Annotated in this window: 21 protein-coding genes and 2 tRNA genes; 1 reads left to right on the top strand and 22 read right to left on the bottom strand. The window is 41.5% G+C overall.

Annotated features, from left to right (window positions below; genetic code table 11):
* Positions 1-89 precede the first annotated feature (89 nt).
* The 6 genes from LKD48_RS04760 to LKD48_RS04735 form a co-directional block, all read right to left on the bottom strand.
* Complete coding sequence (locus tag LKD48_RS04760) at positions 90-1,355, bottom strand: ABC transporter permease (RefSeq protein WP_262538417.1); 1,266 nt, start codon at positions 1,353-1,355, stop codon at positions 90-92.
* Positions 1,356-4,043, bottom strand: a complete 2,688-nt coding sequence (locus LKD48_RS04755) for a hypothetical protein (RefSeq protein WP_308731374.1) — start codon at positions 4,041-4,043, stop codon at positions 1,356-1,358.
* Between the two features lie 106 nt (positions 4,044-4,149).
* Positions 4,150-4,818 (bottom strand): ABC transporter ATP-binding protein, encoded by a 669-nt coding sequence (locus LKD48_RS04750; protein ID WP_066557831.1) that lies wholly within the window; start codon positions 4,816-4,818, stop codon positions 4,150-4,152.
* 13 nt (positions 4,819-4,831) lie between these two features.
* Positions 4,832-6,088: an efflux RND transporter periplasmic adaptor subunit gene (locus tag LKD48_RS04745; protein WP_308731373.1), complete on the bottom strand. Its 1,257-nt coding sequence runs from the start codon at positions 6,086-6,088 to the stop codon at positions 4,832-4,834.
* A 243-nt stretch (positions 6,089-6,331) separates the two neighbouring features.
* Entirely contained in the window at positions 6,332-6,775 is a 444-nt protein-coding gene (locus LKD48_RS04740; RefSeq protein WP_308731372.1) for a hypothetical protein, read from the bottom strand.
* Positions 6,753-7,226, bottom strand: coding sequence for a DUF3990 domain-containing protein (locus LKD48_RS04735; protein ID WP_066557806.1), 474 nt, complete (start codon positions 7,224-7,226; stop codon positions 6,753-6,755). The genes LKD48_RS04740 and LKD48_RS04735 overlap by 23 nt, the downstream gene beginning before the upstream one ends.
* 175 nt (positions 7,227-7,401) lie before the next feature.
* Between LKD48_RS04735 and LKD48_RS04730 the strand changes: the two genes are divergently transcribed.
* Complete coding sequence (locus LKD48_RS04730) at positions 7,402-8,310, top strand: AraC family transcriptional regulator (RefSeq protein WP_308731371.1); 909 nt, start codon at positions 7,402-7,404, stop codon at positions 8,308-8,310.
* Here LKD48_RS04730 and LKD48_RS04725 read toward each other — a convergent pair.
* From LKD48_RS04725 to LKD48_RS04650, 16 genes are all read right to left on the bottom strand, one after another.
* A complete protein-coding gene (locus LKD48_RS04725; RefSeq protein WP_308731370.1) occupies positions 8,246-9,643 on the bottom strand; it encodes an HAD-IA family hydrolase in 1,398 nt (465 codons plus the stop codon). The genes LKD48_RS04730 and LKD48_RS04725 overlap by 65 nt on opposite strands.
* A gap of 124 nt (positions 9,644-9,767) precedes the next feature.
* Positions 9,768-10,958: an iron-containing alcohol dehydrogenase gene (locus LKD48_RS04720; protein ID WP_308731369.1), complete on the bottom strand. Its 1,191-nt coding sequence runs from the start codon at positions 10,956-10,958 to the stop codon at positions 9,768-9,770.
* Between the two features lie 227 nt (positions 10,959-11,185).
* The gene (gatB, locus tag LKD48_RS04715; RefSeq protein WP_308731368.1) at positions 11,186-12,622 is read right to left on the bottom strand and encodes an Asp-tRNA(Asn)/Glu-tRNA(Gln) amidotransferase subunit GatB; all 1,437 of its coding nucleotides are present in this window, start codon (positions 12,620-12,622) and stop codon (positions 11,186-11,188) included.
* Positions 12,619-14,064, bottom strand: a complete 1,446-nt coding sequence (gene gatA, locus LKD48_RS04710; RefSeq protein WP_308731367.1) for an Asp-tRNA(Asn)/Glu-tRNA(Gln) amidotransferase subunit GatA — start codon at positions 14,062-14,064, stop codon at positions 12,619-12,621. Before gatA ends, gatB begins: the two co-directional genes overlap by 4 nt.
* Positions 14,065-14,136: 72 nt before the next feature.
* Positions 14,137-14,427, bottom strand: coding sequence for an Asp-tRNA(Asn)/Glu-tRNA(Gln) amidotransferase subunit GatC (gene gatC / locus LKD48_RS04705; RefSeq protein ID WP_066557962.1), 291 nt, complete (start codon positions 14,425-14,427; stop codon positions 14,137-14,139).
* A 75-nt stretch (positions 14,428-14,502) separates the two neighbouring features.
* Complete coding sequence (gene aspS / locus LKD48_RS04700; RefSeq protein ID WP_308731366.1) at positions 14,503-15,834, bottom strand: aspartate--tRNA(Asn) ligase; 1,332 nt, start codon at positions 15,832-15,834, stop codon at positions 14,503-14,505.
* Between the two features lie 493 nt (positions 15,835-16,327).
* Positions 16,328-17,968, bottom strand: a complete 1,641-nt coding sequence (locus LKD48_RS04695; protein WP_308731365.1) for an ATP-binding cassette domain-containing protein — start codon at positions 17,966-17,968, stop codon at positions 16,328-16,330.
* 88 nt (positions 17,969-18,056) lie between these two features.
* The gene (locus LKD48_RS04690) at positions 18,057-18,890 is read right to left on the bottom strand and encodes an ABC transporter permease (protein WP_308731364.1); all 834 of its coding nucleotides are present in this window, start codon (positions 18,888-18,890) and stop codon (positions 18,057-18,059) included.
* The gene (locus LKD48_RS04685) at positions 18,887-19,861 is read right to left on the bottom strand and encodes an ABC transporter permease (RefSeq protein ID WP_308731363.1); all 975 of its coding nucleotides are present in this window, start codon (positions 19,859-19,861) and stop codon (positions 18,887-18,889) included. The genes LKD48_RS04690 and LKD48_RS04685 overlap by 4 nt, the downstream gene beginning before the upstream one ends.
* A gap of 21 nt (positions 19,862-19,882) precedes the next feature.
* Positions 19,883-21,454, bottom strand: a complete 1,572-nt coding sequence (locus LKD48_RS04680) for an ABC transporter substrate-binding protein (protein WP_331466795.1) — start codon at positions 21,452-21,454, stop codon at positions 19,883-19,885.
* Positions 21,455-21,496: 42 nt separating this feature from the next.
* The gene (gene larC / locus LKD48_RS04675; protein ID WP_308731362.1) at positions 21,497-22,804 is read right to left on the bottom strand and encodes a nickel pincer cofactor biosynthesis protein LarC; all 1,308 of its coding nucleotides are present in this window, start codon (positions 22,802-22,804) and stop codon (positions 21,497-21,499) included.
* A 34-nt stretch (positions 22,805-22,838) separates the two neighbouring features.
* Complete coding sequence (gene larB / locus LKD48_RS04670; RefSeq protein ID WP_308731381.1) at positions 22,839-23,534, bottom strand: nickel pincer cofactor biosynthesis protein LarB; 696 nt, start codon at positions 23,532-23,534, stop codon at positions 22,839-22,841.
* Positions 23,535-23,611: 77 nt separating this feature from the next.
* Positions 23,612-24,355, bottom strand: a complete 744-nt coding sequence (larE, locus tag LKD48_RS04665; protein WP_308731361.1) for an ATP-dependent sacrificial sulfur transferase LarE — start codon at positions 24,353-24,355, stop codon at positions 23,612-23,614.
* A 379-nt stretch (positions 24,356-24,734) separates the two neighbouring features.
* A tRNA-Arg gene (locus tag LKD48_RS04660) sits at positions 24,735-24,808 on the bottom strand.
* 48 nt (positions 24,809-24,856) lie between these two features.
* Positions 24,857-24,928 (bottom strand) — tRNA-Asn (locus tag LKD48_RS04655).
* A gap of 182 nt (positions 24,929-25,110) precedes the next feature.
* Entirely contained in the window at positions 25,111-25,560 is a 450-nt protein-coding gene (locus LKD48_RS04650; RefSeq protein ID WP_308731360.1) for a SpoVA/SpoVAEb family sporulation membrane protein, read from the bottom strand.
* Positions 25,561-25,563: the final 3 nt, after the last annotated feature.

Here is a 25,563-nt window from a genome sequence, read left to right as displayed (position 1 = left end):
ATATCGACTTCCAATTATGATATCTAACGATTGGAAGCCGGTATTTTTCATTTTAAGTATTGTTAATATCACTTATTTACTTTTCGGTTTTACTCGTGTCGCAGTGCCTCAATTGGGTTTAGATTTGCCGCTGAAATGGATGGCAGTAAACCAAAGACAACTCCAATCAATGTAGAAAATCCAACTGATACTACGATGGATGTACCATTGATTGCAACTGGTGTAGATGACATCTTCGAAATCACCTCTGCCAGTCCGATTCCTGCTGCTACACCGAGCAAACCACCCATACTGGTAAGGATTGCCGCCTCGGTTAAAAACTGTCCGAGGATTCTGCCCTTTTTGGCTCCGATTGCTTTCTTCAAACCAATCTCCTTTGTACGTTCTGTAACAGAGACAAGCATGATATTCATGACACCAATTCCTCCGACAAGAAGGGAGATGCAGGCAACCCAGATTAACATGCTGTTAGTAGAGCTTTGCATATCCTGCAACTGCTTTGCCTGCTGCATCAGATCCTCTGAGCGATATGTAATACTTGAATCAGACACATTCATGTTCTGGTTCATAATATTTGCTGCAGCCTTTCCTGCTGCCGCCATCTCATCTGCTCCGCTTGCCTGCAAAACAAGGTTCTGTGCTTCATCAAACTTATAGATTGTTCCCCATACGCCCTTTGGAATATAGATATTACCACTTGAGGAACCACCCTGATAATATGTCCAGTATTCTTCCTCTGAGTTTATAACAAGCTCACTTTGACCAACCTGCGTACATACACCCACTACTGTAAATGGTTCTCCATATATCTCAATTGTTTTTCCAATTGGATCTTCATCTGGAAACAATGTACGCAAAACTGACTCATCGATAACTGCCACCTGACGCTTTTTTTTGCTGTCCTCCTGAATAATTTCACGCCCCTGCATTATCTGATAGCCTGCCGTGCCAAAATAGTATTGATCAATGCCAAGCACCGTACAGCTGCTTAACGACTGATTATTATAAAAAACAACACTATTATACTCGGAACGCACCTGATAAAATGCAGCACGCAGCACGTTTGGAATTTGCAGAATCTCCTGACGCGTATCCTCATCAAAGAGCGGCACACCCTCTGGTGATGGACTCCATGTGCTGATCTCATATGTGTAATCATCCTGTGACAGCTGAACCTTTACCGTATGACGATTATTGCCCATCATGTTCTGCTTGATTAATTCATTTGTTCCTTCAATGGTAGAAACAATAGCAATAATGGCTGCAATACCGATGATAATGCCAAGCATTGTCAGAAACGAACGCAGTTTATGTGACCAGATTCCCTGAAAGGATAATCGTATATTTTCAAACATTTACTGATCCACCTCCCCATCATCTGCCATGCTTTCATTGTACATCATGCCATCATCTGCCATACTTGCATCATACATCATTCCATCATCTGCCATACTTGCATCATACATCATTCCATTGTCATACATGCTTGCATCCATATCTGGATTCATACCTGGATCCATCTGTCCATTGCTGTCATCACCATACTCACTTGTCGTCTTAACACCTTCCTTTACAGTCTTTCCAAATGGTACTGCAATCATATCATCATTTGTTAATCCTGATTTGATCTGGTAATAGCTGCCATACAGACTCTTTCCAATCGTGACATAGCGCTTTTCAAGAAGACCAGTCTGTTGATTTCTCGCATATACAAAGTATCGATTATCTTCCTTCTTTACATACATCTGACTTATATAAAGAGAATCAGCATCACCCTGAGTCGTCAGGCTGATATCAACATAAGCGCCATTTGTAAGTCCCTTTCCATCCTCTGGCGTAATATATGCTACAAACGGATAATATGAAAGATTTGGATTCTGTGAACCTCCCATCGTATTTGTAGTTGGATACTCAGAAACTTCTGTTACTACCGCTGTACAGAAAATTGATGAATCATTCACCCAGCTGTTGCATGAAATCTCCATTCCCGGCACAAAAGTATCAAGAAGATCCTCTGTGACTGTTCCCTGAACGTAATATCCTTCGCCTCCGTTAATAACGGCAAACGGCTCAGAATAATCAATATCATCCATATTTTGCAGTTCTTCTACTGTTCCCTTTACGGTACTGCAGATAGTTGCGCTTTTTGCCAGCTCTTTCTGCTGCTTTGCATATTCAAGCTCTAACTTTCTGCGCTCCAAATCCATATCACGCAGACTCTCCTTCTGAGACTGAATCTCCTTCGCAAGTTCTTCTGCTGTGTAGCCGCTAAAATCCTCATTCTGGAATGTTGGAAGTGAGATATCGGCTGGTGCTGATCCATTGCTGTCATCATCTCCGCTGCCAGCTGCCGTCAGTGCATGACGTACAGATGCTGTTGCCAACATTGCCGTGCGCTCCTCTGTGATATTATATGCGCTCTGTGTGCCAGACTCTGTCGATGGCTCTGAAGATGGAATTGTTGGCTGCACATAATTAGGATTTGCCTCTGTCTTTGTTGCACCGCATACACTGCACTGGTAATAATTCCACGGACTTGTCGTGCCGCCATCATAATACAATACATACTGATGTGCATTCGGATCTGGGTCAGTCTGCTGCGTTTCAATCACACCACATACTGAACACTGTCTAACAAGATATCCTTTTGTCACACATGTTGCAGGGTTATTTACAATATCTACAAATACATGATCTGCCTTTTCACCCTCCTGCACAATGTAGCCATCACCGCATCCGTCGCAACGATATGTTACAATTGACGGCGACAAACATGTGGCCTCTGTGCGGCTTTCTTCTATATAATTATGTGTATGAATAATCGGCTTATCATCCTCAGAAAGAATCATCTTTGATAAATCAAGATCATACGCCGGCATTCCACTCTCATTATAAAAACGAATTGTTGCATATTTTTTCTCACTTACAAGCTTACGGATCAGTGCATTATCAAGCTTTGCATCAGCACCGCAAAGGAACAAATATGGTGACTGTTCGCTTCCATCACCGCTTGCTGCCTGCTCTATTTTTGTAATTTCTTTTCCAATCAGCTGTTCTCCATTTGCGCCTGTCGGATCAGGTGCCGTGGTCGGTTCTGGCGTTGATTCCTCACTTGGCTGCGTACTCGGATTTTCTGAGCTTGACTGCTCTGTACTAGATTCCTCTGTGCTTGACAGATCTTGACTTGACTGCTCCGCAGACGATTCTGAAGATGAGCTTTGAGATGGACTTTCCGAGGACGGCTCAGTACCTGTCGGCTGCTCTGCACTTGTCTGCTCACCGCTCGACTCCTCCGGCTTTGTTGGCTCTTCACTGCTTGATTCCTGTGATGAGGTCGGCTGCTCAGAAGAACTCTCCTGTGTTGAAGAACTTTCCTGTGCAGAGGAACTCTCTTTTTCACTTGAGCTCTCTTCCTCACTTGAGCTCTCTTCCTCACTTGAGCTCTCCTCTTCGGATGAGCTCTCTTCTTCACTTGAGCTCTCCTCTTCGGATGAGCTCTCTTCTTCACTTGAGCTCTCTTCTTCGGATGAACTTTCTTCCTCACTTGAGCTTTCTTCTTCGGATGAACTCTCCGTTGGCTCTTCCCAACCCGGATCCCAGCCTGGATCCCAGCCTGGATCAAAATCGCCCGGATTAAACGGTGCTGCCGGTGTCGTCTTCTGCAATTTGTCTAACCGTTTAAAACCATCTGAAATCTCAAGGACCTTTTTCTGAATCTGAATATCAAGATCCTGCAAATTCAAATTATCCATTGTTGTGTCCATCTTTAAAATAGGATCACCAATATTTACCTTGTCGCCTTTTTTCACTAAGACCTCTGAAATTTTCTGTGAGGTCGTAACACTTATTTGCTGGCGCTGATTATTGACAACCTGTCCATACATATACATATCGGAACCATAATCGGATGTCGATATGCTGCTGACAGGAACAACTTTTACATATGTATTTGCCTGCTTATTTTTCTGATACACATATACACCGGCTCCGCAGCTTCCTACTATCAGCGAAGGTACCAGAATATAAACTGCTAATTTTTTCATACTGCCCTCCATTTGCCATATCTTATGATGTTGCGGGTCCCAAGCTCAAAGCCTTATCGTGCAAGCACGAACGGCTTTTGGAGCTTTTGACCCTAGTATCATCTTATTATTGTTCTGCAATCTGTCCATCGCGAATGTGAATGACACGCTGCGCATGTGATGCAATTTCTGAATCATGTGTAATCATAATAATTGTTACACCTTCCTCGTGAAGACTCTGAAAAAGCTCCATAATCTGTGCACCAGACTTGGAATCAAGTGCACCCGTCGGCTCATCCGCAAGCAAAATTTTGGGATGATTGGAAATGGCTCTTGCAATAGCTACTCGCTGACACTGTCCACCTGACAGCTGTGTCGGTTTATAATTCATACGATCTTCCAGTCCGACACGCTTTAGCGCCTGCGCAGCAATCTCCTTTCTCTTTCGCTTTGGTATTCCCGCATATGTCAGCGGAAGACACACATTTTCAAGTGCCGTCTGCTTCATCATCAAAAAGAAACTCTGAAATACAAATCCAATCGTATTTAAACGCACAGTTGAAAGTGCATTGTCTTTATATTTTAAAATGTCCTTTCCATCCAGATAAAAGCTTCCTGAAGTTGGCTTATCTAAGCATCCGATAATGTTCATTAATGTTGATTTTCCGGAACCTGACGGTCCCATGATTGCCACATACTCGCCTTCCTCTACACTAAAATTGACATTTTTTAAGACGGGCATTTCCTGCTTTCCCTGAAAATAACTTTTATTTATATCTTTTAGCTCTAACAGCATACTGCCTGCCCCCTTACTCCATCACATTCATCACACCGGCATTTCCAGCATCGCCCTGATTTTCACCATTCTCCATGCTGTCCGGCAAAATAGCCTCCATACCTTCCTGTGTCAGTTCATCTGGAAAAGCAATGTAGTCATCCTCTGTCAGTCCATCAAGAATCTGGTACTCAAGCATTTCCTCATCAATCTCTCCAACACTTATCTCTTTCTTGCATACCTTTTGATTGTCATCACAGCTCCACACATAGTAAGTATTTGTCTCATCATCTGATACTACATAGTAGTTTGGAATCCAAAGACCTGTCTTTTCCTCTGTTTCTCCAGTATCCTCCTCCATGATTACATGCTGTCCAAGCATCAGATCCATTGCCTCATTGACAGTCACATAGAAGTGATACTTGCTGCTCTCTGCTGAGGAATCAGAATAACCGTTATTATTATTATTATCTGTTGCCGGCTCTGTCTCTATTTTGCTTACAACACCAGTATATATCTTATCCTCATCAGCTCTTGGACGAATTACCATCTGCTCACCCACATATAAGCTGTAAATATTCATTTCATTGCAGGTTCCCTTAATTCTGTAATCACCAGTAGCCAGAATTGTCATAAATGCATTTGAACCAGAAGAACCATAATTATATGAATCACCGCTGCCTGATGAATCAGAATTGATACTTTTTACAATACCGTCAATATCTGAATAGACAACTGCATTATCAACATTTTTCTCCAACTGTGCACGCTCTAGCTGCTTGACACTGATATTATATTCCTGCTTATGAATTGAATTTTGTGCTGAAAGAATCTGAAGATTATACGCCTGCTTCTCAGACTCCTTCGCCTTAGATGCCTGCACATTCAGCTCATTTAACTGCTGGTTCATCGTCTGGAGTGTATTATTCATCTCCTCCAATTCCAGATCAGCTTCCTGAATCTTTTGCTTCATTGCCTCAACATCATAGGAAAACAGAGGATCACCCTTTTTAACTTCATCTCCAACTTCTACAAAAGTCTCCTTGAGCTGCTTATCAGAATCAAGCTTGATATCCTTTGACTCCTGCGGATCTACAACACCGACAAGGCGCGTCTTTATGCCAAGTGCGCCCTGATCCATAATGTCAGACACCTTGCTCATATAAACAGATCCTTCTGCAGACTCTGCAGATGCCGATTTTTCCTGAGTATAATAATTTTTATAATAATACAAGCCGCCGCCTGCCGCAGCAATTAAAACAAGACCGATTAAAACGGTTCTTTTTCTCATACTTTCCATCCCTTCCCGCAATGCGGTTTGTTGTTCTTTTTTTAATTTAGATACAGTATATCACTTTCTGACAATATTTAAAAGTGTTCAATTCTTACGATAAATTTAAAATGTAATTTCAGTTATTAACTTTTCTTTAAGGCAAAAACCAAGAAAGGCCAAAACCTCATTCAAAGCGAAAGAAAGGTTTTGACCTTTTGGCAGTTTTATGAATCAAAACTTGTAAAGTGGTATATAATAAGATCAATCTAACAATTTTCCCTCTCTATATGACCACTCAAGATAGTTTGGATTTTGATAATATAAATCAGTATTAAAATTCGATATCTCATCACTAATAAAAGAAGAAAATATTTTCATCAACTCTGAAACTTCATCTCCCGGCTTCGCACAGTCCTCTATCATAATACTATATAATTTACCAATATCAAGAAAACTCGGGATCGAATACTTGCAAGCCGATATTGTATCAAAATTTCCCTGCTTTATTTTATAATAATCAACTACTTCATCGCTAACCTGTTCAAAACTAAGGCAGTGATCTACCTCTGCATCATACAAAAGCTTTTTTATACCATCTTCACCAATTTGATTCACAATATCTCCACGATGATTTTTTGTTTCTCTTGCAATATATTCAATTAGTGCGCACACATAAAAATAATCATTTCTTTCCTTCTCTGTCATAAACTACCTCACTCTTTACAAACGTCAGACAATCAAGCGCCGACAATGTATGGAAACTTATTTGATGTGTCGGATATTTAAATTCTGCCAACACCCAAAACTGCTTTCTGTTTATTCGCCCTGCTAGAAAATCATTTACGTAATTCCATACTGTATCATTTGCCATAGGTCCCTCTACAATATCATAGGAATGTGTTTTTCCACTTCTACACTCTGCAATAAAGTCTAACCACGCATCTGATATTTCTGGAAATCTTAATATATTTAATTTTTCATTCGGCTTATATTCATAGTAATTGATTATCGGATCACCAATTCCGCGATTTGCCCATCTTACTGCCTGTTTAAAATTATTGGTGCAATAAAATCCCCAAGAAAAATCTTTTGTATACCTTGCCTTTCTTACTTCTGGGTACTGAACAATCTCTTTACTCGCATGATATAGTTCCATTCTTCACCTCTTTATTAAATTACCATCTTGTTCTACTTACCTTTTAATAATAGTAATAAAAAAAGTGTCTGTCAAGTTTTTGCTCTTCCACATTTTTGGTTGTTTTCTTTCGTTTCTTGTGGTATACCTATTATGAAAAAAAGACTGACTTTGAGAAAGGCTTATTATTATACATATGAATATCCAAAACATTGATTTATTTGAAATGCACGAACCTTTAACAGGTTCTTTTCCTTTTGCTGCCCTGACGGCTGTTCTGCCTGATGACATTTCTTCTATATCGATTCACTGGCAGGACACGATGGAAATTCTTCTAATCCGTGAAGGAAATGGACGAGTATCAATTGACCTTGAAAAAATTTCGGTAAAAAAGGGCGATATCTGTCTGATCTTACCAGGTCAGCTGCATTCCATTGACGCAGATTCAAACTCCTCACTGAAGATTAGCATGATTCAATTTCCGCTGTCTCTTCTTTCTGGAGGTACAGATAATGACGATGCATTTGCATTTTTAGAGCCACTCTCAAAGGGAGAACAAGTCATTCCATGGCTTATCACGCCTGAAGACGGCTGGTACAATGAGTTTCGTCAATGTTTTGAGGAAATGTTTCAGCTGCAGACGTTTTATTCAGCAGCTTACCCGCTTGGCATAAAGAGCTGTCTCTTTCGCCTGTTTTATCTGCTATTTTACAATGAGCCGTCTGTAAAACCAAAGAGCCGCCCACAAAAATCAGTAGTAAAGACAAAGCAAATCATTAGCTATATCACAGATCATTACAGTGAACCGCTGTCTACTGAGCAAATGGCAAAAGTATGTGAATTTAGTGAGTCTCACTTTATTAAGTTCTTTAAGTCCACGATTGGCATAACATTCACAGAATGCTTAAACAGCTATCGCCTGTCTCAAGCTGCTAGACTTCTGCTTGCAGACACTGATGAACCAATCATGGACATTGCAAGAAGATGCGGTTTTAACAGCATTCCTCATTTTAACCGCGTCTTTAAGAAAAAATATGGAATTACGCCAAGTGCGCTTCGCGGCACAAAATCTTCTCCAGAGAAGGCAGATCCATCGCTCTCATAACAATATCACAATTTGCCGTCTCTCCTTCTGGTGACAAATTGGAATGAATGTAGCATGCACCCATACCAAGTGATTTTGCAGTACGTATATCATCATATTCACTATTTCCGATCATCATTACCTTTGTGGGATCTAAGCCTTCTGACGTTAATAATGCCTTAAAATAAGCAGCATCTGGCTTTTTGCAATGGTAATCTGATGACAGGCACACCTTATCAAAGTAATCGTAAATACCAAGATAGCGCAGCTCGCTAGCAGTAAATACCTGCTGCGCATTGCTAAGCACATAGAGCTTTTTTCCTTTCTTTTTCAGGTGGGCAAGAAGCTCTTTTGCACCATAATATAAGCGAACATAGCGCAGTGAAAAGCTTCGAAATACCTGCGCGGCATCCACAGCCTCCTGTATAGAAACACGCACACCCTTTTCTTCATATAAACGCATAAAGACACGCTCTACCTGCGGCTCAGGAATCTGCTTGGGATTTTCATGCAAAAGCCGCTCTTCCTCATCATGAATCAATGCACCATATCTCCAGCGAAGCTCCCATGAGCCGTACTTTGCTCCTTTGTAGGCATAATATTTTGCCATAAACTCCCAAAGCTCATGATCACCCTCTTCTGTATGAATGTCAATCAGAGTGCCATACAGATCAAAAAAATATGCCTGATAATCTGGCATGTTAGGCGCAACAATCGGTGTATACCGCTCATTTTTGATATAGCGTCCTTTTTTTCCTGCTTGTGAAATGAGGATGCCATCACCGTCATTTATGGTACAGATCTTTCGTCCTGTTTCCTCCTCGTAACTTTCCAGTATCTCCTTTGTCTGTTCATAAGCAGTCAGATATGCCAGGTAATGCGGCATAATATTTAACGGCACAATGCCAAAACCGCTGCAGTCTACATTTTCTCCAACTTCCTCAATACCACCGGGTTCAATCTGACAGGCAAACTCCATCGTATCGCCAAGAACCATGCTGCCGGCACTTATTCCTATAAGCACATGGCGGTTAGCAAGCTCAGTCAAAACTTCCAGACTATTTTTCCACTTTTTTAAATGCTTGCGCAGATAAAATGGATTTCCGCCCATCAAAATAACAACATCATATGCCAATAAAAAAGTCGCGTCCTGAAATTCCACGTCCACGCACTCCGGCTCAAGTCCAAAGCGCCTCATGAGCGCACTTAATACTGGAACATTATGATCTTTTTCTTTGTACCGGCACGAGGCGGTTGTCACAAGCGCTGCTCTTCTTGAGATTGGCACAAGTGCTTTTTTTATTTCTTCCTCCAACTGCGGGGATGTTATGCCGTCCGATGTCAGTAATATCATTTTTTCCTCATTTCCGCACAAAACTGTGCTAATTTTATAAACTAATTATACCCTTTCCCACTCCGATTTGCAAGCAAAAGGGCGCGCACCCTGCGGTACGCGCCCTAAATTTTTTATTAAGTAATTAGAAATCTACTTCTTCATCGTAGTAGCAGCACTTTAACAGCTTTGCCATCTGCTCTGGGTTAATGCTTCTTGGATTGGATCCTGTACAAGCATCACCTACTGCAAGCTCTGCAACTGTTGGCAGCTTCTCCATAAATTCTTTCTCGTCGATGATTCCGCCCTCATAATCCTTGATGCAGGTCGGGATATCAAGCTGCTTATTCATGTTCTGGATATGAGCGATCAGTGCATCTACAAGCTCTGCATCGGTGCTTCCCTCTAAGTGAAGGAATCTTGCGATATTTGCATATCTCTTCTGTGCTTCTGGCTCTACTGCATTGAAGCGGATAACCTTTGGCAGGTACATTGCGTTTGCACATCCATGAACGATATGTCCGCCACTGTAAGCTGCACCAGTCTTATGTGCCATGGAGTGAACGATTCCAAGCAGTGCGTTAGAGAATGCCATACCAGCCAGACACTGTGCATCATGCATCTTTGCACGTGCATTCATGTCGCCATTGTAGGATGGAATCAGATACTCGCTGATCAGCTCGATTGCATGAAGTGCTAACGGATCAGTGTACTCGCAGTGAAGAGTAGAAACATATGCCTCGATTGCGTGAGTCATTGCATCCATACCGGTGTGAGCAGTCAGCTTCTTTGGCATGGTCTCTGCTAACTCAGGATCTACGATTGCAACATCTGGTGTGATGTTAAAGTCTGCTAACGGGTACTTGATACCCTTCTTGTAATCGGTAATAACGGAGAATGCGGTTACCTCGGTAGCAGTACCTGATGTAGACGGAATCGCACAGAACTTAGCCTTTGTACGAAGTGTCGGGAAGTTAAACGGAATGCACAGATCCTCAAATGTAACATCCGGATACTCGTAGAATGTCCACATAGCCTTTGCTGCATCAATCGGGGAACCTCCGCCGATCGATACAATCCAGTCTGGTCCAAACTCGGTCATCGCTGCTGCACCCTTCATGACAGTATCCACTGATGGATCCGGCTCTACGCCTTCAAACAGCTTAACCTCCATACCTGCTTCCTGTAAATAGGAAACAACCTTATCCAGAAAACCGAAACGCTTCATAGAACCACCGCCGACAACGACGAATGCCTTCTTTCCTTTTAGCGTCTTTAATGCTTCAAGTGCTCCCTTGCCATGATACAGATCTCTTGGTAATGTAAATCTTGCCATGATAATTCTTCCTTTCTATTCTGGTCTGTCTAACTTCAGCCAGTTTTTATTAAATGATATATTTTTATTCCATCCTGCTTTTGCAAGACTTCGTTTGTTAATTATCAAACAAAGTTACTTTATCACATTTATCCGAAATAATCAAGCATTTTTTTGTAAATTTTCCAAGAAATTTCTGTATAAAAAGATCTGCTCATCCGTTTTTTTCAACAGATGAGCAGATCTTACTACTCGTTTAATAGTTTTACTAAAATCTCGTTTACAGCTGTTGGATTTGCCTTGCCTTTCATGACCTTCATAGTCTGTCCAACTAAGAAGCCGATAGCCTTTTGCTTTCCTGCCTTATAGTCTGCTACTGACTGTGGATTTGCGGCAATGACTTCCTCTACTGTTTTCTGCAGTGCATCTGTGTCACTTACCATACCAAGACCATGCTCTTTTACATAGCTCTCTGGCTCAATGTCGTCTGCAAAAATCTTTTCAAAAACTTCCTTTGCAATTGTCTGGTTGATTGTTTTTTTCTCAACAAGTGCGATCAGCATAGCCAAATGCTTCGGTGAAAAATCAAGCTCATCAGGATCCATCATCTGCTCTTTTAAAAGACGCATTGTTTCTGTCATCAGCCAGTTTGATACCTTCTTTGGCGCTGCACCAAGAGCAACAGTCTGCTCGAAAATATCAGCCATACGCTTAGAACCTGTGATAATATCAGCATCATAATCCGGAATCTCATATTCTTCCTTATAGCGTGCCATCTTTTCATCACGAAGCTCCGGCTGAGCAGACTTTAAGCGCTCAATCCACTCGTCTGGAATCTGAAGCGGCGGCAGATCTGGTTCTGGGAAATAGCGATAATCCTGCGCATCCTCTTTTGAACGCATAGGATATGAATATTCCTTATTGTCATCCCAGCGTCTCGTCTCCTGAACAACACTCTTGCCTTCTTCAATAAGCTCAATCTGACGCGCTCTCTCCGATTCAATGGCACGCGCAATAGCCTTAAATGAATTTAAATTCTTCATTTCGGTACGTGTTCCAAATTTCTCTGCACCAACAGGGCGAACAGACAAGTTGACATCAGCACGCATAGAACCTTCCTGAAGCTTACAGTCTGAAGCACCAAGATATTGTATAATCAGGCGAAGCTTTTCAAGATATGCAATAACTTCATCAGCACTTCTCATATCTGGCTCAGAAACAATCTCTATAAGCGGCACACCTGAACGGTTATAGTCTACTAATGAGACATCCTCCCACTCATCATGAACAAGCTTTCCTGCATCTTCCTCCATATGGATCTCATGGATACGTACAATCTTTTTCTGACCGTTTACATCTATCTTGATACCGCCATCATGACATATCGGATAATACAGCTGAGAGATCTGATAGTTCTGCGGATTATCTGGATAAAAATAGTTCTTACGATCAAATTTGCAATACTGATTGATCTGACAATTAGTTGCCAGTCCAACTGCCATTGCATACTCAACAACCTGCTTGTTTAATACAGGAAGCGAACCTGGAAGTCCAGTGCAGACAGGACATGTATGGCTGTTTGGAGCACCTCCAAATGCGGTGGAGCAGCCGCAGAAAATTTTTGTTTTTGTTGCCAGCTCCACATGAACCTCAAGACCGATCACGGTTTCATACTGTGCCATCACGCTTCCTCCTCTCTTGCCTTTTCATACGCAAAACCTGCGCGAAGCAATGTTTTTTCCTGGAAACAGCCGCCAAGAAGCTGCATTCCAATTGGAAGACCCTTATTGTCTTTTCCGCACGGAATTGACAAACCTGGGATTCCGGCAAGATTTGCAGATATTGTATAAATATCACTTAAATACATCTTGATAGGATCCTGTAAGCTGCTGCCTAAAAGCGGTGCAGTAGTTGGTGCTGCCGGTGCCAGAATAATATCATATTTTTCAAATGCCTTATCAAACTCCTGCTTGATAAGTGCTTTTGTCTTTAATGCCTTTAAATAATAAGCATCATAATATCCTGAGCTTAAAACAAAGGAACCTAACATGATACGGCGCTTTACCTCTGAACCGAAGCCTTCAGAACGTGTCTTTTTGTACATGCTGTGAAGATCACCATATTCTTTTGTGCGGTAGCCATACTTTACTCCATCAAAACGCTCAAGGTTTGAGCTAGCCTCTGCCGATGCTATGATATAGTATGCCGGAATTGCATATTGAACAAGACCTAAATCAAACTCCTCTACAATAGCTCCCATACGCTTAAAAGTTTCTGCTGCCTTAAAAATTGCTGCCTTTACTTCGCTGTCAAGACCTTCGCCAAAATAGTCCTTTGGAAGTCCGATGCGAAGACCTTTTACATCTCTTACAAGTGCAGACGTAAAATCATACTCTTCGCGTTTCATCGACGTGCTGTCTTTTTTATCATAGGAAGCAATTGTCTCAAGAACAGCTGCGCAGTCAGTAACATTTTTTGTCATCGGACCAATCTGATCAAGTGAAGAACCATAGGCAATAAGTCCATAACGGGAAACCGTGCCATATGTTGGCTTCATACCGGTGATACCGCAGAATGCAGATGGCTGACGAATGGAACCGCCTGTATCAGAACCAAGTGCAAAAAAACATTCATTTAAGGCAACTGCTGCTGCACTTCCTCCTGAAGAACCGCCTGGAACATGGTCTGGATTATGAGGATTTCTTGTAACACCATAATATGAAGTCTCTGTTGTACTTCCCATCGCAAACTCATCCATGTTTGTCTTTCCAATGATTACACAGCCTGCATCAGTTAAGTTTTGAACTGCAGATGCCGTGTAGGTTGGAATATAATTTTCCAAAATTTTTGAACTGCAGGTAGTCAACAGTCCTTTAGTGCACATATTATCCTTGATGGCTACCGGTACGCCGGCAAGTGCTCCTGTCAGCTCACCCTTGTCTATTTTTTCCTGAATAACATCAGCCTGCTTGTAAGCGCCCTCTTTATCGAGTGTCACATACGCATGATACCTGCCTTCTGTCTGATCAATCTGTGCGAAAACTGCATCAAGCGCCTCCCGCACGGAGATCTCTTTTTCTTTTATCTTTTTTCCCAGCGAAACTGCTGTCAATTTTTGAATCTCCATTAAACTGTCTCCTGTCTCTCCACTACCTGTTATCTAATCAAGCCAAATGTTTTGTAATTATTCAGAACACCATTACACAGTCTTTGGAACCTTGAATGCCCCGTTTTTCTGTTCCGGTGCATTTGCAAGTGTCTCCTCGCTTCCATCTCCATTTGTAACTACATCCTCACGGAACACATTGAAAACAGGGAATGCATGACTCATTGGCTCTACATTGGATGTGTCCAGCTCACCAAGCATATCTATATAGTCAAGCATATCAGACATATCTTTTTTTGCCTGCTCCTTTTCCTCTTCGGAAAGCGCGAGCTTTGCTAATATTCCAACATACTCTATTGTCTCATCATCAATTATATTTGCCATCGTGATTTCCTTCCAATTTTTCTTTATATTTTTACGAAAGCGTTTTGACTTCTTCGTCTCACCGCTCATTAAATGTTACGGCTCCAGTCTGGAAAGATCTCTTGGGAAGAGGCAGGTCTCACGCACGTTGTCCTCACCGATCAGCTTCATCGTCAGACGCTCTAGGCCAATGCCGAGTCCTCCGTGCGGCGGCATTCCATGCTTGAAGATATCAAGGTACTGATCCATGCCTTCAGTTGTCATACCCTTTGCCTCGATCTTGTCAAGAAGCATCTGATACTCGTGAATACGCTGTCCTCCTGTTGTAACCTCAAGTCCCTTAAATAATAGATCGAAGCTTTGAGTGAATGTCTTGTCATCTGGATCATCCATTGCATAGAATGGACGCTTCTTGCTCGGATAGTGAGTAACAAATACGAAGTCTGCGCCATATTCTTCCTCGAAGTAGCGGCCAATCAGTGCTTCCTCCTCTGGTTCAAGATCATATGGGTTTCTGATCTGTCTGTTATATTTCTCTGCCACAAGACGCTTTGCCTCATCGAATCGTACCTGTGGAATCTCATCAACCTTTGGAAGTGTAATGTCAAGCATATCAAGCTCTGTTTTATAATCCTTCTTTAACAGCTCCATTGTGTACTGTAAAAAGCCGGTTTCCATTGCCATGATATCCTGAAAGCTGTCGATAAAGCCCATCTCAAAATCGAGACTCGTATATTCATTTAAGTGGCGTTTTGTGTTATGCTTCTCTGCACGAAATACAGGTCCAGTCTCAAACACACGGTCAAACACGCCGACCATCATCTGCTTGTAAAACTGCGGGCTCTGTGCGAGTACCGCCGGACGGTGGAAATAATCAAGCTTAAATACATTAGAACCGCCCTCTGCTCCCTTTGCTCCGATCTTTGGAGTTCTGATCTGCGTGAAGCCCTGTGAAGTTAAAAATTCACAAAAGCCTCTTGCAATTCCCTCCTGAATGCGAAACTTTGCTCGCTCTTTCAAATTGCGAAGAGATAATGGACGATAGTTTAATTTTGCTTCCAGTGAAGTATTTAGTTTCCATTTGTTGACAGGTAATGGCATTGCTGCCGAAGGCTCTGATAAAATAGTCACTGATGTTAAACGAAGCTCTCTTCCAAACGGTGCTCTCTTTTCTTCATAAACAACACCCTCTACACGAATTGCGCTCTCATCCTTTAATTCGCCTAACTCAAAGCCTGCTGTTTTTTCTTCATAGACACACTGAATGAGTCCCTCTGCCTTTCGTAAGATCACAAAGCGTACATCGCCCATGTCTCTTACGGCATGAACCATTCCCTCCATGCGAACAGTCTTTCCATCACAGCTTCCCTGTGCTAATTCCTTAATACTTGCATACTCTTTTTTGCTGATTCCACTGATAAATTCCATGTTGTCCTTTCTTTTCAGCCAAAATACGAGTCTCCATGGTTGATGCTGGTACCTTTATTTATTATAATGCTTACGAATTGCTCCGTTACTCCGTAACTCTCGCAATTCTAAAAATATTCGGATTCGCTAACTTGTTTTGCAAGTTGCTGCATTATACAAAAAACCCCGGAAACTGTAACTTATTACAGTCTCCGGGGCGAAACATCTTCGTTCCGCGGTACCACCCGCATTCAATCCATATCTGGATCACTCTATGGTTATAACGTAAACCAACGTGCAAACCTACCCTTTTACTCATAATAAAAGCTCAGAATGCCCGCTCCGGAGCGTTCCCACACCCAGTCCCTCATGACGGCGCTCTCAGTCGGTGACGCCCTCTTCCTGTCAAGATCGTTGGGATAGAGTCTCCTTCAATGCGTTTCTTATGGTTCATTACTATAGCACACTAAAGTTTAAATTGCAAGTAAAAAATATCTAATCTGTGAACTGTAGTTTAGAAATTGTCAATATTCACAATATGGCCGTGTTCAAAATGCATTATTTTTGTAAATTCAATCGTTCCTTGTGGGTCATGCTCAACGACAATTATAAATTTATTCTTCTTTTTTGCAATAAGATTTAACAGCTGCTCATATTTTTCTCTTGTTTCCTGATCAAGACCAGCCTCAATTTCATCTACAATCAAAACAGATGCTTCTTCGATTCTAAGAAGCATTTTCATGATTAACAGCTTCTTTCGCTGTCCCACCGACAATGATTTTCCCTCATTTTCGATGGCACGATCCGCCGCTATATCATATTCTTTTAACAGATATGTCACAGCTTCTCCATCGTTTTGTGTGATAATGTGTAAATAATCTTCTACTGTCTCGTTTAAAAAAATCTCCTCCTGACCAACATACAAAAACTGGCGGCTCATATCCTGTTTGCTATAAACATCAACTGATTGTGAATTGATTCTTATTGTTCCACTGTCTGGTCGATAAAGTCCGAGCAAAAGCTTGATAAATGTAGACTTTCCGCAGCCATTTTCACCCATCAGGCGAACCATCTCTCCTTTTTGCAGACAGCAAGAAACTTGTGTTAAGGCAGGTGCGCCGCTTGCATAAGAAAAATAAACTGAGTTGAACTCGATTGATTCAACATCTGTTAATGACTCTGTTTTCTGGCGTGGCTCTAATTTGCACACCTTATCTACATTCTCAAAGCTTACTTGTGCACGCATAATTTGCCGCAGCAATTCCTGTACATTCTGACCCTGCGAATTAATTACAGTTGACAACATCGTAAAAAAGATCAAATTTCCAATTGATCCCCCCCATGAAGGAATTAACAATAAAACAGACAGCAACATAGTAGATATTGTGTTATAATGTTCGGACAACTTGGACCAAAAAAGCATAAGGCGATCTTCTTTTTTTGCAGTCTTAATAAAATCACTTAATTTTCTCGTTGTTTCCTGCTGAAAGTAATCGAGCACATCATTTGTCTGGACAAGTGTCATTGAGTCAATATACTGATTGCAGACGGCATGGCACTGTTTCATCTTCTGATTTGTCTTACCTGCCTTTTGTGAAATTCGTTTTCGCCCCAAAAATGACACATACCAACCAAGACCAACTGAAAACACCAAAAAAACTGCAAATTTTATGCTAAATGCAAAGGCCAATACCATACATACAATAGTTGTCAATACCGCACTGATAAACGACGGTATATGATGACCTGTCACGCGAAATACATCAAGCACATCAGCATACATTGTATGCTTTAGCACCTCTGCACCAATCTTATCAGCATCGGATAAGGAAGCGGCCGCAAGTGCTGCCTCCATCTTGAGTGTCAAGTCTCTCATACAAAGACCGCCTAACTTATCTAGCAGCAAATACCATCTAATTTCCATCCAGGTATTAAACCCCATACATGATAAAAATGCTGCGAATGCGGCAAGCAAAAAAAGAAGTTCTTTCTGCCCCAGATTGTTTGCCTGTGAGATACGGTCTACCAAAAAGCGCATTCCACACGGAATCAAAAGGTTGCTCACGGTCACTGCCGCCATGATCACAAATGACATCACAAAAAGCTTTTTATATGTGATAATCATTTTTTTGTAATAGGTCATTATCAATTTCATTATTTTATTTATCCCTCAATATTTTCTATTGCATTTTGCATATTTATGATATCATTTATTTGCTATCATTGTCTGTTCTAAGAGTGTTTTACATCTGCCTTTTTTTATGGTTCATGCGCTCTTGGCACCAGCTTCCTATCTCGGTGAGGCATAAAAAAAGGAGTATTAAAAAAAGGCCTGGAATCAAAATCATCCACCATGCGCGCATAACGAAGGCATTCTGGGCAAGTGCGAGCATACTGCCCCACGAGATTGTCTCTATTGGAAGACCAAGCCCCAGAAAGCTAAGTGTTGATTCTTCAGCTATTGCTGTTCGTACACTCATAATAATCATAAATAAAATGGATGGAAGAAAATTTGGTGCAAGATGCCAGTAAAGCACATGAAAAAAGCCGCCGCCCATGCACTGTGATGCCGTGACAAAGCCGCTTTCTTTTACTGTTTTTGCCTGTGTGCGCACGATTTTTGCCATTGAGAACCATCCACAAAGTCCTATCGCTGCACTCATTCCTATGATATTTTTTCCAAATACTGCCTGCACAAATAAGACAAGCAAAAGCGACGGAACAGAAAGAAGCACCTCTACAAGACGCATCAAAAGCCTATCCAGCCACGCAGGTGACAGTGCACTTGCTGTACCATACAAAACTGCAATAACTGCTGATATCGCAGCAGACAAAAAGCCAATGGTAAGAGAAACACGTCCGCCATGCCATATACATGAAAATAAATCGCGTCCCATCGTATCTGTTCCAAAGAAAAATTCACGCCCTGGTGCGCGGCTGCAGTTCATAAGATCCATATAGGACGCATCTTTGCAAAAAAATGGTGCAAACACACATCCCATAATCAAAATACCAAGCAGCACAAAGGAAAGAAACGGTACTTTTTTTCTCTTCATTATATGTTTTTCAGAACTCATTTTTCCTCCTGCGCCATATATGGATTTAGCCTCGCGTTTACTAGCTCTGCAATCGTGTTTGCTGCTATCATCACTACTCCTGTTAAAAGGCATAGTACCATAAGCATGTTGTAATCAGACGTTTTGGCACTCTCATACGTAAGCATACCAATTCCCGGATAGCCAAATACTGCTTCTACCAAATAAGTACCGCCAAGAATATGCGCTACCGAAACTGCCATAAGACTAATATAAGCTGGCAGCACATTTTTTAGGCAGTGCCGAAATAAGATTGTGCTGTCTTTTGTTCCCTTTGCACGTGCAAGCACGATATATTCTGAACGTGTTTCTTCGCAGAGCATATTTCGCACCATATAGGCAAAATACCACAAATGACCAGCCACTGAGGCAATCAATGGCAGCACAAGATGACGCAATCTGTCAAGTAAGCTGCCTCCTCCAATTGAATATGCACCGCTTGCCGGGAGCCAGCCAAGCAATACGCTGAACACAAAAATCAGTATGAGTGCCATCCAAAATTCAGGAATGCAGCTTGTAATCGTTCCAAGGCGCACAATAAGTCTGTCTGCAAATTTATTTTCATTCCAAGCACATAAAAGTCCTAACAGCAGTGCTCCAATAAATAAAATCACATAGCTTAATACGCCTAAAATAAGTGTATTTTGGATACGTTCTTTGATCACAATAGTAACGTCCTGCTTATATTTGTAGGAGATTCCAAAATCACCGGACAGCGCCAGCTTAAGCCAGCGCACATATTGTACCGGAATCGGATCATTTAATCCAAGGCGTTCTCTGGCACTGTCCTTTTGTTCTTCACTCATTTTCTCTACGCGCTCACCATAGTACGACTGCAACGGATCAATCGGCGTAATTCGTGATAAGAAAAACACAATGGCAGACAGCACCCATATGCTGATAAAAAATGCAGCAATCTTTTTGAAAAGCACACTAAGCCATTTGTTCTTCATCGCTCATTTCCTTTCGTTTTGTTACTGATTTTCAATTGTCCAGTCACAGATATTCCAGAAAATGCCTACACCGTGATGACCTAATACAGTATCTTCATCTATTCCCTGAATCGTATTCTCTGCTGCGTAAAGCGCATCAATATAGCAGAAGAATGTGTAAGCCGGTGTCTCTGCTAATGCTTCCTGAAACTTTGCATAAGCCTCCTTACGCTCATTTTCATCCTCTGTCTGGCGTGCCTGTGTTAAGTATTCATCTACAAGTGCATTTGAATATCCAGAATAATTTGCTCCCTTATCTGTACCAAATACCTTGTATGTATGATCATCTGCATCAAACGGAGATCCCCATCCAATGATGCAGCACTCCTGTCCTGCCCAGTCGATTCCTCCTGCCGGTACATCTGCTTTTACATCAAGTCCTGCCTCGCGAAGCTGCTGTGCTGCAATCTGCGCCATATCAATGCGCACCTGATCACCTAGTGTCGCGTTAATTGTAAAGCTAATTCTCTCTCCGTTTCTGCACCAGTAGCCATCTGCATCTTGTGTGCATCCTGCTGCCTCAAAAATCTCTGCCGACTTTTCTAAGTTATAATCGTAGTGCTCCACATTTTCATTGTTATATTTATTTCGCTGCAGAGGACCATATGCCACTTCACCCTTATCTAACAACACTGCATCAAGGATTGCCTTACGGTCAATCGCATAATTGATTGCCGGGATCAGATCGGCATTTTCCTGCCAATACTCGTTATTAAAGTTGTAGAGAATGCCTCTGTAGTCAGAAGTTGTCATATCGTACACTTTAAATTCGTCATTATCAGCAAAAAGTGATTCTTCCTTTGGTGTAATCTGCGCCAAATCAAGCTCGCCGCTTAATAGCTGCATTGCCTTTGCATTATCATCTGTCACAATCTTAAATACAATTGTATCAATATTAGCTGCACCGGCAAAATACTCCTCATTCTTTTCCATTGTAATAGTCTGTCCTGCATCCCAGCTTACAAACTTATATGGTCCTGTTCCAACTGGTGCACGGAAAAAGTCAGATGTCTGCCAATCTTCACCCTCTAACAGATGCTTTGGCATAACAGGTTTTGTCATATATTCCAAAAAAGCGGTATTAACGTTAGAAAGATGAAAAGCTACCGTATGTTCGTCAATCACCTCAATGCTCTCTATATCCTCATAATCAGGTGCATTCTCTGATTCATTTGCCGGATCCATAATTGCTTCGAATGTAAATTTTACATCCTCTGCTGTAAAAGGCTCACCATCATGCCACTTGACTCCTTCCTCAAGATGAAACGTGTATGTTAAATTCTCCTCATCATACTCCCAGCTCTTTGCCAGACGTGGAATAATTTGATTATCACCATCATGATCAGTAAGACCATCAAATAACAGCACGTTTATTTCGCAGTGCTCATCCATTGCCGGGTTAATGCGTGTATAGTCAGTGCTTCCATATACAAGTGTAGTTTTGTCTGCTTCGTCTGCAAATGCTGTTTTTGAAAAGCCTGCTGAAAATACAAATGCTGCCGCCATAAACGCAGCACAGCCTGCCGTTAAATTTCTTACATGTTTTTTTCTCATATCATTCTCCTTTTTTGTAAATAAAAATTCTAATCAGCTTTTTTATTTATCAAAGTCACTTGCAGTCTGCCTTGCTTCGCGAATGGATATTCCCTGCTTTCTTGCAATTGATGCCAAATCTTCATACTCATACTTTTCATGTGAAGTACCATAGCCTGTCGAAACTTTCTTTCTCACATCACCATATGGAGTCTTTATTGTCTTTATAGAGCGTGTCATAGTATAGCGTCTTGAAAACTGCTCTCTAACACCAAGCGTAGTTGTATGCAAAAATATAAGTTCAATCATGCGGTCGCGGTCTTCCTCACGGCACATCACCTCAAGTAAAATGCCTGGTCTGGATTTTTTCATTCCTGTGGAGACAGTAAACACTTCCAGAGCACCTGATGCTAAAATTGTCTCTGTTGCAAAGCCAATCTCCTCTGCAGTCATATCATCTATGTTGCAGCAAAGCTCAGAAACACGGCTTACATCATCTGCTGTCTCTCCTAACATCGCACGGACACAATTTGCCATCTCAAAATCCTTCTTGCCCATTCCATAACCGATAGCCTTCGTCTTCATAACTGGCATATCACCAAATTTTGTGGCAAAATGTTTTAAAAGTGCTGCGCCTGTCGGTGTACAAAGCTCTCCCTGAATCCTTCCTCCATAAATCGGCACATCCTTTAAAATATAAGCAGTTGCCGGTGCTGGTACTGGCAAAATACCATGTGCACAGCGTACTTTTCCGCTTCCAACATGAACTGGTGATACAATCACCTGATCAACAGAAAGCTCCTCCATAAGCATACATACTGCTGTAATATCAGCAACGGCATCCATAGTTCCTACTTCGTGAAAATGAATTTGATCAACTGGTACACCATGTGCTGCACTTTCAGCCTGGGCGATCAGCTGATAAACTGCCATTATATCATCCTTTACGCGATCTGATACCGGCAGATGATCTCTTACGATATGCTCAATATCATGCAGGCTGCTGTGGTGATGATGTGCACCATGCGCATGATCGTGGTCATGATGATGATCTTCATGATCGTGGTCATGGTCTTCATGATCATGATGGTGGTCGTGGTCATGGTGATGGTCTTCATGGTCATGATGATGATCGTGATCATGATGATGCACATCAAGGCTTTCCTCTTCCTCACCATTTACTGTCACCTTACTGTGTGTTCCTGTAATACCGCATTTTTGCGTTTTTTCTTTTTCAAAATGAACTCCCGGGATTCCAAGTGCATTCATTTTTTCAAAAAATGCATCCTGATCAGGCAAAAGCTCTGAAAGTGCTGCTGTCAGCATATCACCTGCTGCACCCATTCCACAATCTAAATATAATGTTCTCATTTGTTTTTTCTCCTTTATTTCAAATGATTAATAGTTACATATGATTCATCATTCCTGCCAAGTAGCCGGCGCCAAAACCATTGTCAATATTTACTACAGATACACCGCTTGCACAGGAATTAAGCATTGATAAAAGTGCTGAAACACCGCCAAAAGATGCACCGTATCCTACGCTTGTAGGAACTGCAATGACGGGGCAATCTGCTAAGCCGCCTATTACACTTGCTAGTGCGCCTTCCATTCCGGCTATTGCAATGATTACACTTGCACTCATGATTTCATCCATATGATTTAATAAACGATGCAGTCCTGCCACTCCAACATCATATAGGCGCACAACCTCGTTTGCATGAATTTCTGCTGTCAGCGCTGCTTCCTCTGCTACCGGAATGTCAGATGTTCCGCCTGTCGCCACAACAATCTTTCCCTTTCCAGTCGGTTTTGGCATTTCTCCGATAATGCCAACTCTTGCATCTTTGTGATAATGCAATGGATGTACCTGACTAATCATATCTGCTGCTTCTGATGATAAACGTGTAATTAAAATGTGATCCTGACCATTTTTTAACATAGTAGATACAATTCCAATCATCTGCTCTGGTGTCTTTCCTGCACCATAGATTACTTCTGCTGCGCCTTGGCGGATTTTTCTGTGTAAATCCACCTTTGCATATCCAATATCCTCAAAAGGCTCTTTTTTTATTTCAAGCAGTGCATCATCTATACTCATACTTCCTGCCTTCACTGCTTCTAGTATCTGTCTTGCCTCGCTATTCACAACTTTATCTCCCCATATAATCAAATTTTTTATCTGGCCTGCAAATCAAGCAGCACTTCTTTGTAATATTTTTTCAATTCTATAAGAATTTCCTCTCGCATTTCTAAAAGCTTTGTCATCTGTGCTGCCGGCATCTGAATCTTTGCAGAATCATTTAAATAACGCACACGAAAATCTGTAAAGCCAAGAGAGAACAGATAATTTTCTGCTTCTTCCGTCTTTTCAAGCTTTTCTGCAGTAATGCGCTCGTTTGTTGGGATACGTGTTGCCAGACAGGCATAAGCTGGCTTATTCCATGTAAAAAGACCTGCTTCTTTTGAACGTCTTCGAATTTCCGTCTTTGTAAGACCACAGATGCGAAGTGGTGAGTAGACACAAAGCTCTCGAAGCGCACGCATTCCTGGGCGGTCATCTTCCGCATCAGATGCATTAGTTCCATCCATCAGTACTGTAAAACCATCCTTCTTCGCCTCTGCAAGAATCATATTGAATATAACATTTTTGCAGTGATAACAGCGGTCTGACGGATTCTTCACTACTGTTTCATTTGAAAGAACATCTGCTGTTAATACCTTCATATCAGCATTTAGCTGTTTTGCAAGACGCATCGCATCATCAAGCTCAAATTGTGGCTGAAATGCAGCATTGACATAGTAGGCACGCACCTGCGCTCCACTCTTTATTGCTGCATAAAGCAGATACGAAGAATCTACTCCTCCAGAAAATGCCAATGCTACTTTATTGTGCTCTTTGAAAAATTCATTTAAATCCATTTTTGCGTCTCCATTTCTGTCTTTTTATATCATTCTAGTATTTTAATTTTGTCTTATTGAACAAAAAAAGAAGGCATATTATCTCCCTTCTGGGAAATCATATACCTTCTTAGTATATCTGTTTCTATTATATGTAAGCATCAACACACGCCCCAGTTTACTGAGGCATTTATAACGTTTTAATTGTAAATAATATATGTACTCTTCTGAGTACAGCACATGCTTCATGCATGCCACAAAAGTATGTGTATTTTACCATATTTTTCTTTGTTTGTAAACTATAACTAAACTGGTCCGTCGACAAATCCATTCACCTTCGGGCTTTGCTGCAAATACGAAAAAAGCCACAGGCATATTGCCTGCGGCTCTCTCATCTTAATGTGCCCGAAGGGATTCGAACCCCCGACCCACGGCTTAGAAGGCCGTTGCTCTATCCAACTGAGCTACGGACACATTTTCATAAAAAATAACTGAAGCGTTATGTAACAGATCAGTTATCAGCTCCCCGAGTAGGGCTCGAACCTACAACAACTCGGTTAACAGCCGAGTGCTCTACCATTGAGCTATCGAGGATTATGTGCTTGTCGGTTTCGTTTGTTCTGTGTTCTCTCAACCAACATCCTTATTATAACACATCTTGCAAATTTGTCAACACTTTTTTTAAAGAAAATTCAATTTTTTTAATTGCATGTCTAATTTGCAACGATTCAAAGCATTTCAAAGAAGATTACACCCTGAATCGCTGCTATCTTCCTTTAAATAAGATGCATCAGCCAGTAAATTAATCCGAATAGCCAGCTTGCAAACACACCGTACAAAATTACTGGTCCTGCAATCGTAAATATCTGCACACCTTTTCCAAAAATCTCACCCTCTGGCGCTGCTTCCACTGCAGGTGATGCCACTCCATTCGCAAATCCTGTTATCGGAACAAGGAGACCTGCTCCTGCATATTTTGTCAGCTTTCCAAATAAATGCAGTCCCGTCAATATAATTGCAGCTAAAACAAGAGCAATCGAGGTCCACGTACCTGCTACCTCTTTTCCCATACCCATTTTTTCAAAAAATACGCTAAGGATCTGTCCTATCACGCAGACCGTTCCGCCTGTCCAGAATGCTCTAAATATATTTCTTGGTGTGTTGTGCGTTGGTGTAATTTCCTTTACGTAATCCTGATATTCTTTTTTCTGTTCTTCACTTACCATATT

Source organism: Anthropogastromicrobium aceti (assembly GCF_020687335.1).
GTDB classification, from domain to species: Bacteria; Bacillota; Clostridia; order Lachnospirales; family Lachnospiraceae; genus Anthropogastromicrobium; species Anthropogastromicrobium aceti.
Note: the sequence above shows the minus strand (reverse complement) of the source record. Positions and strands in the feature narration are given on the sequence as shown.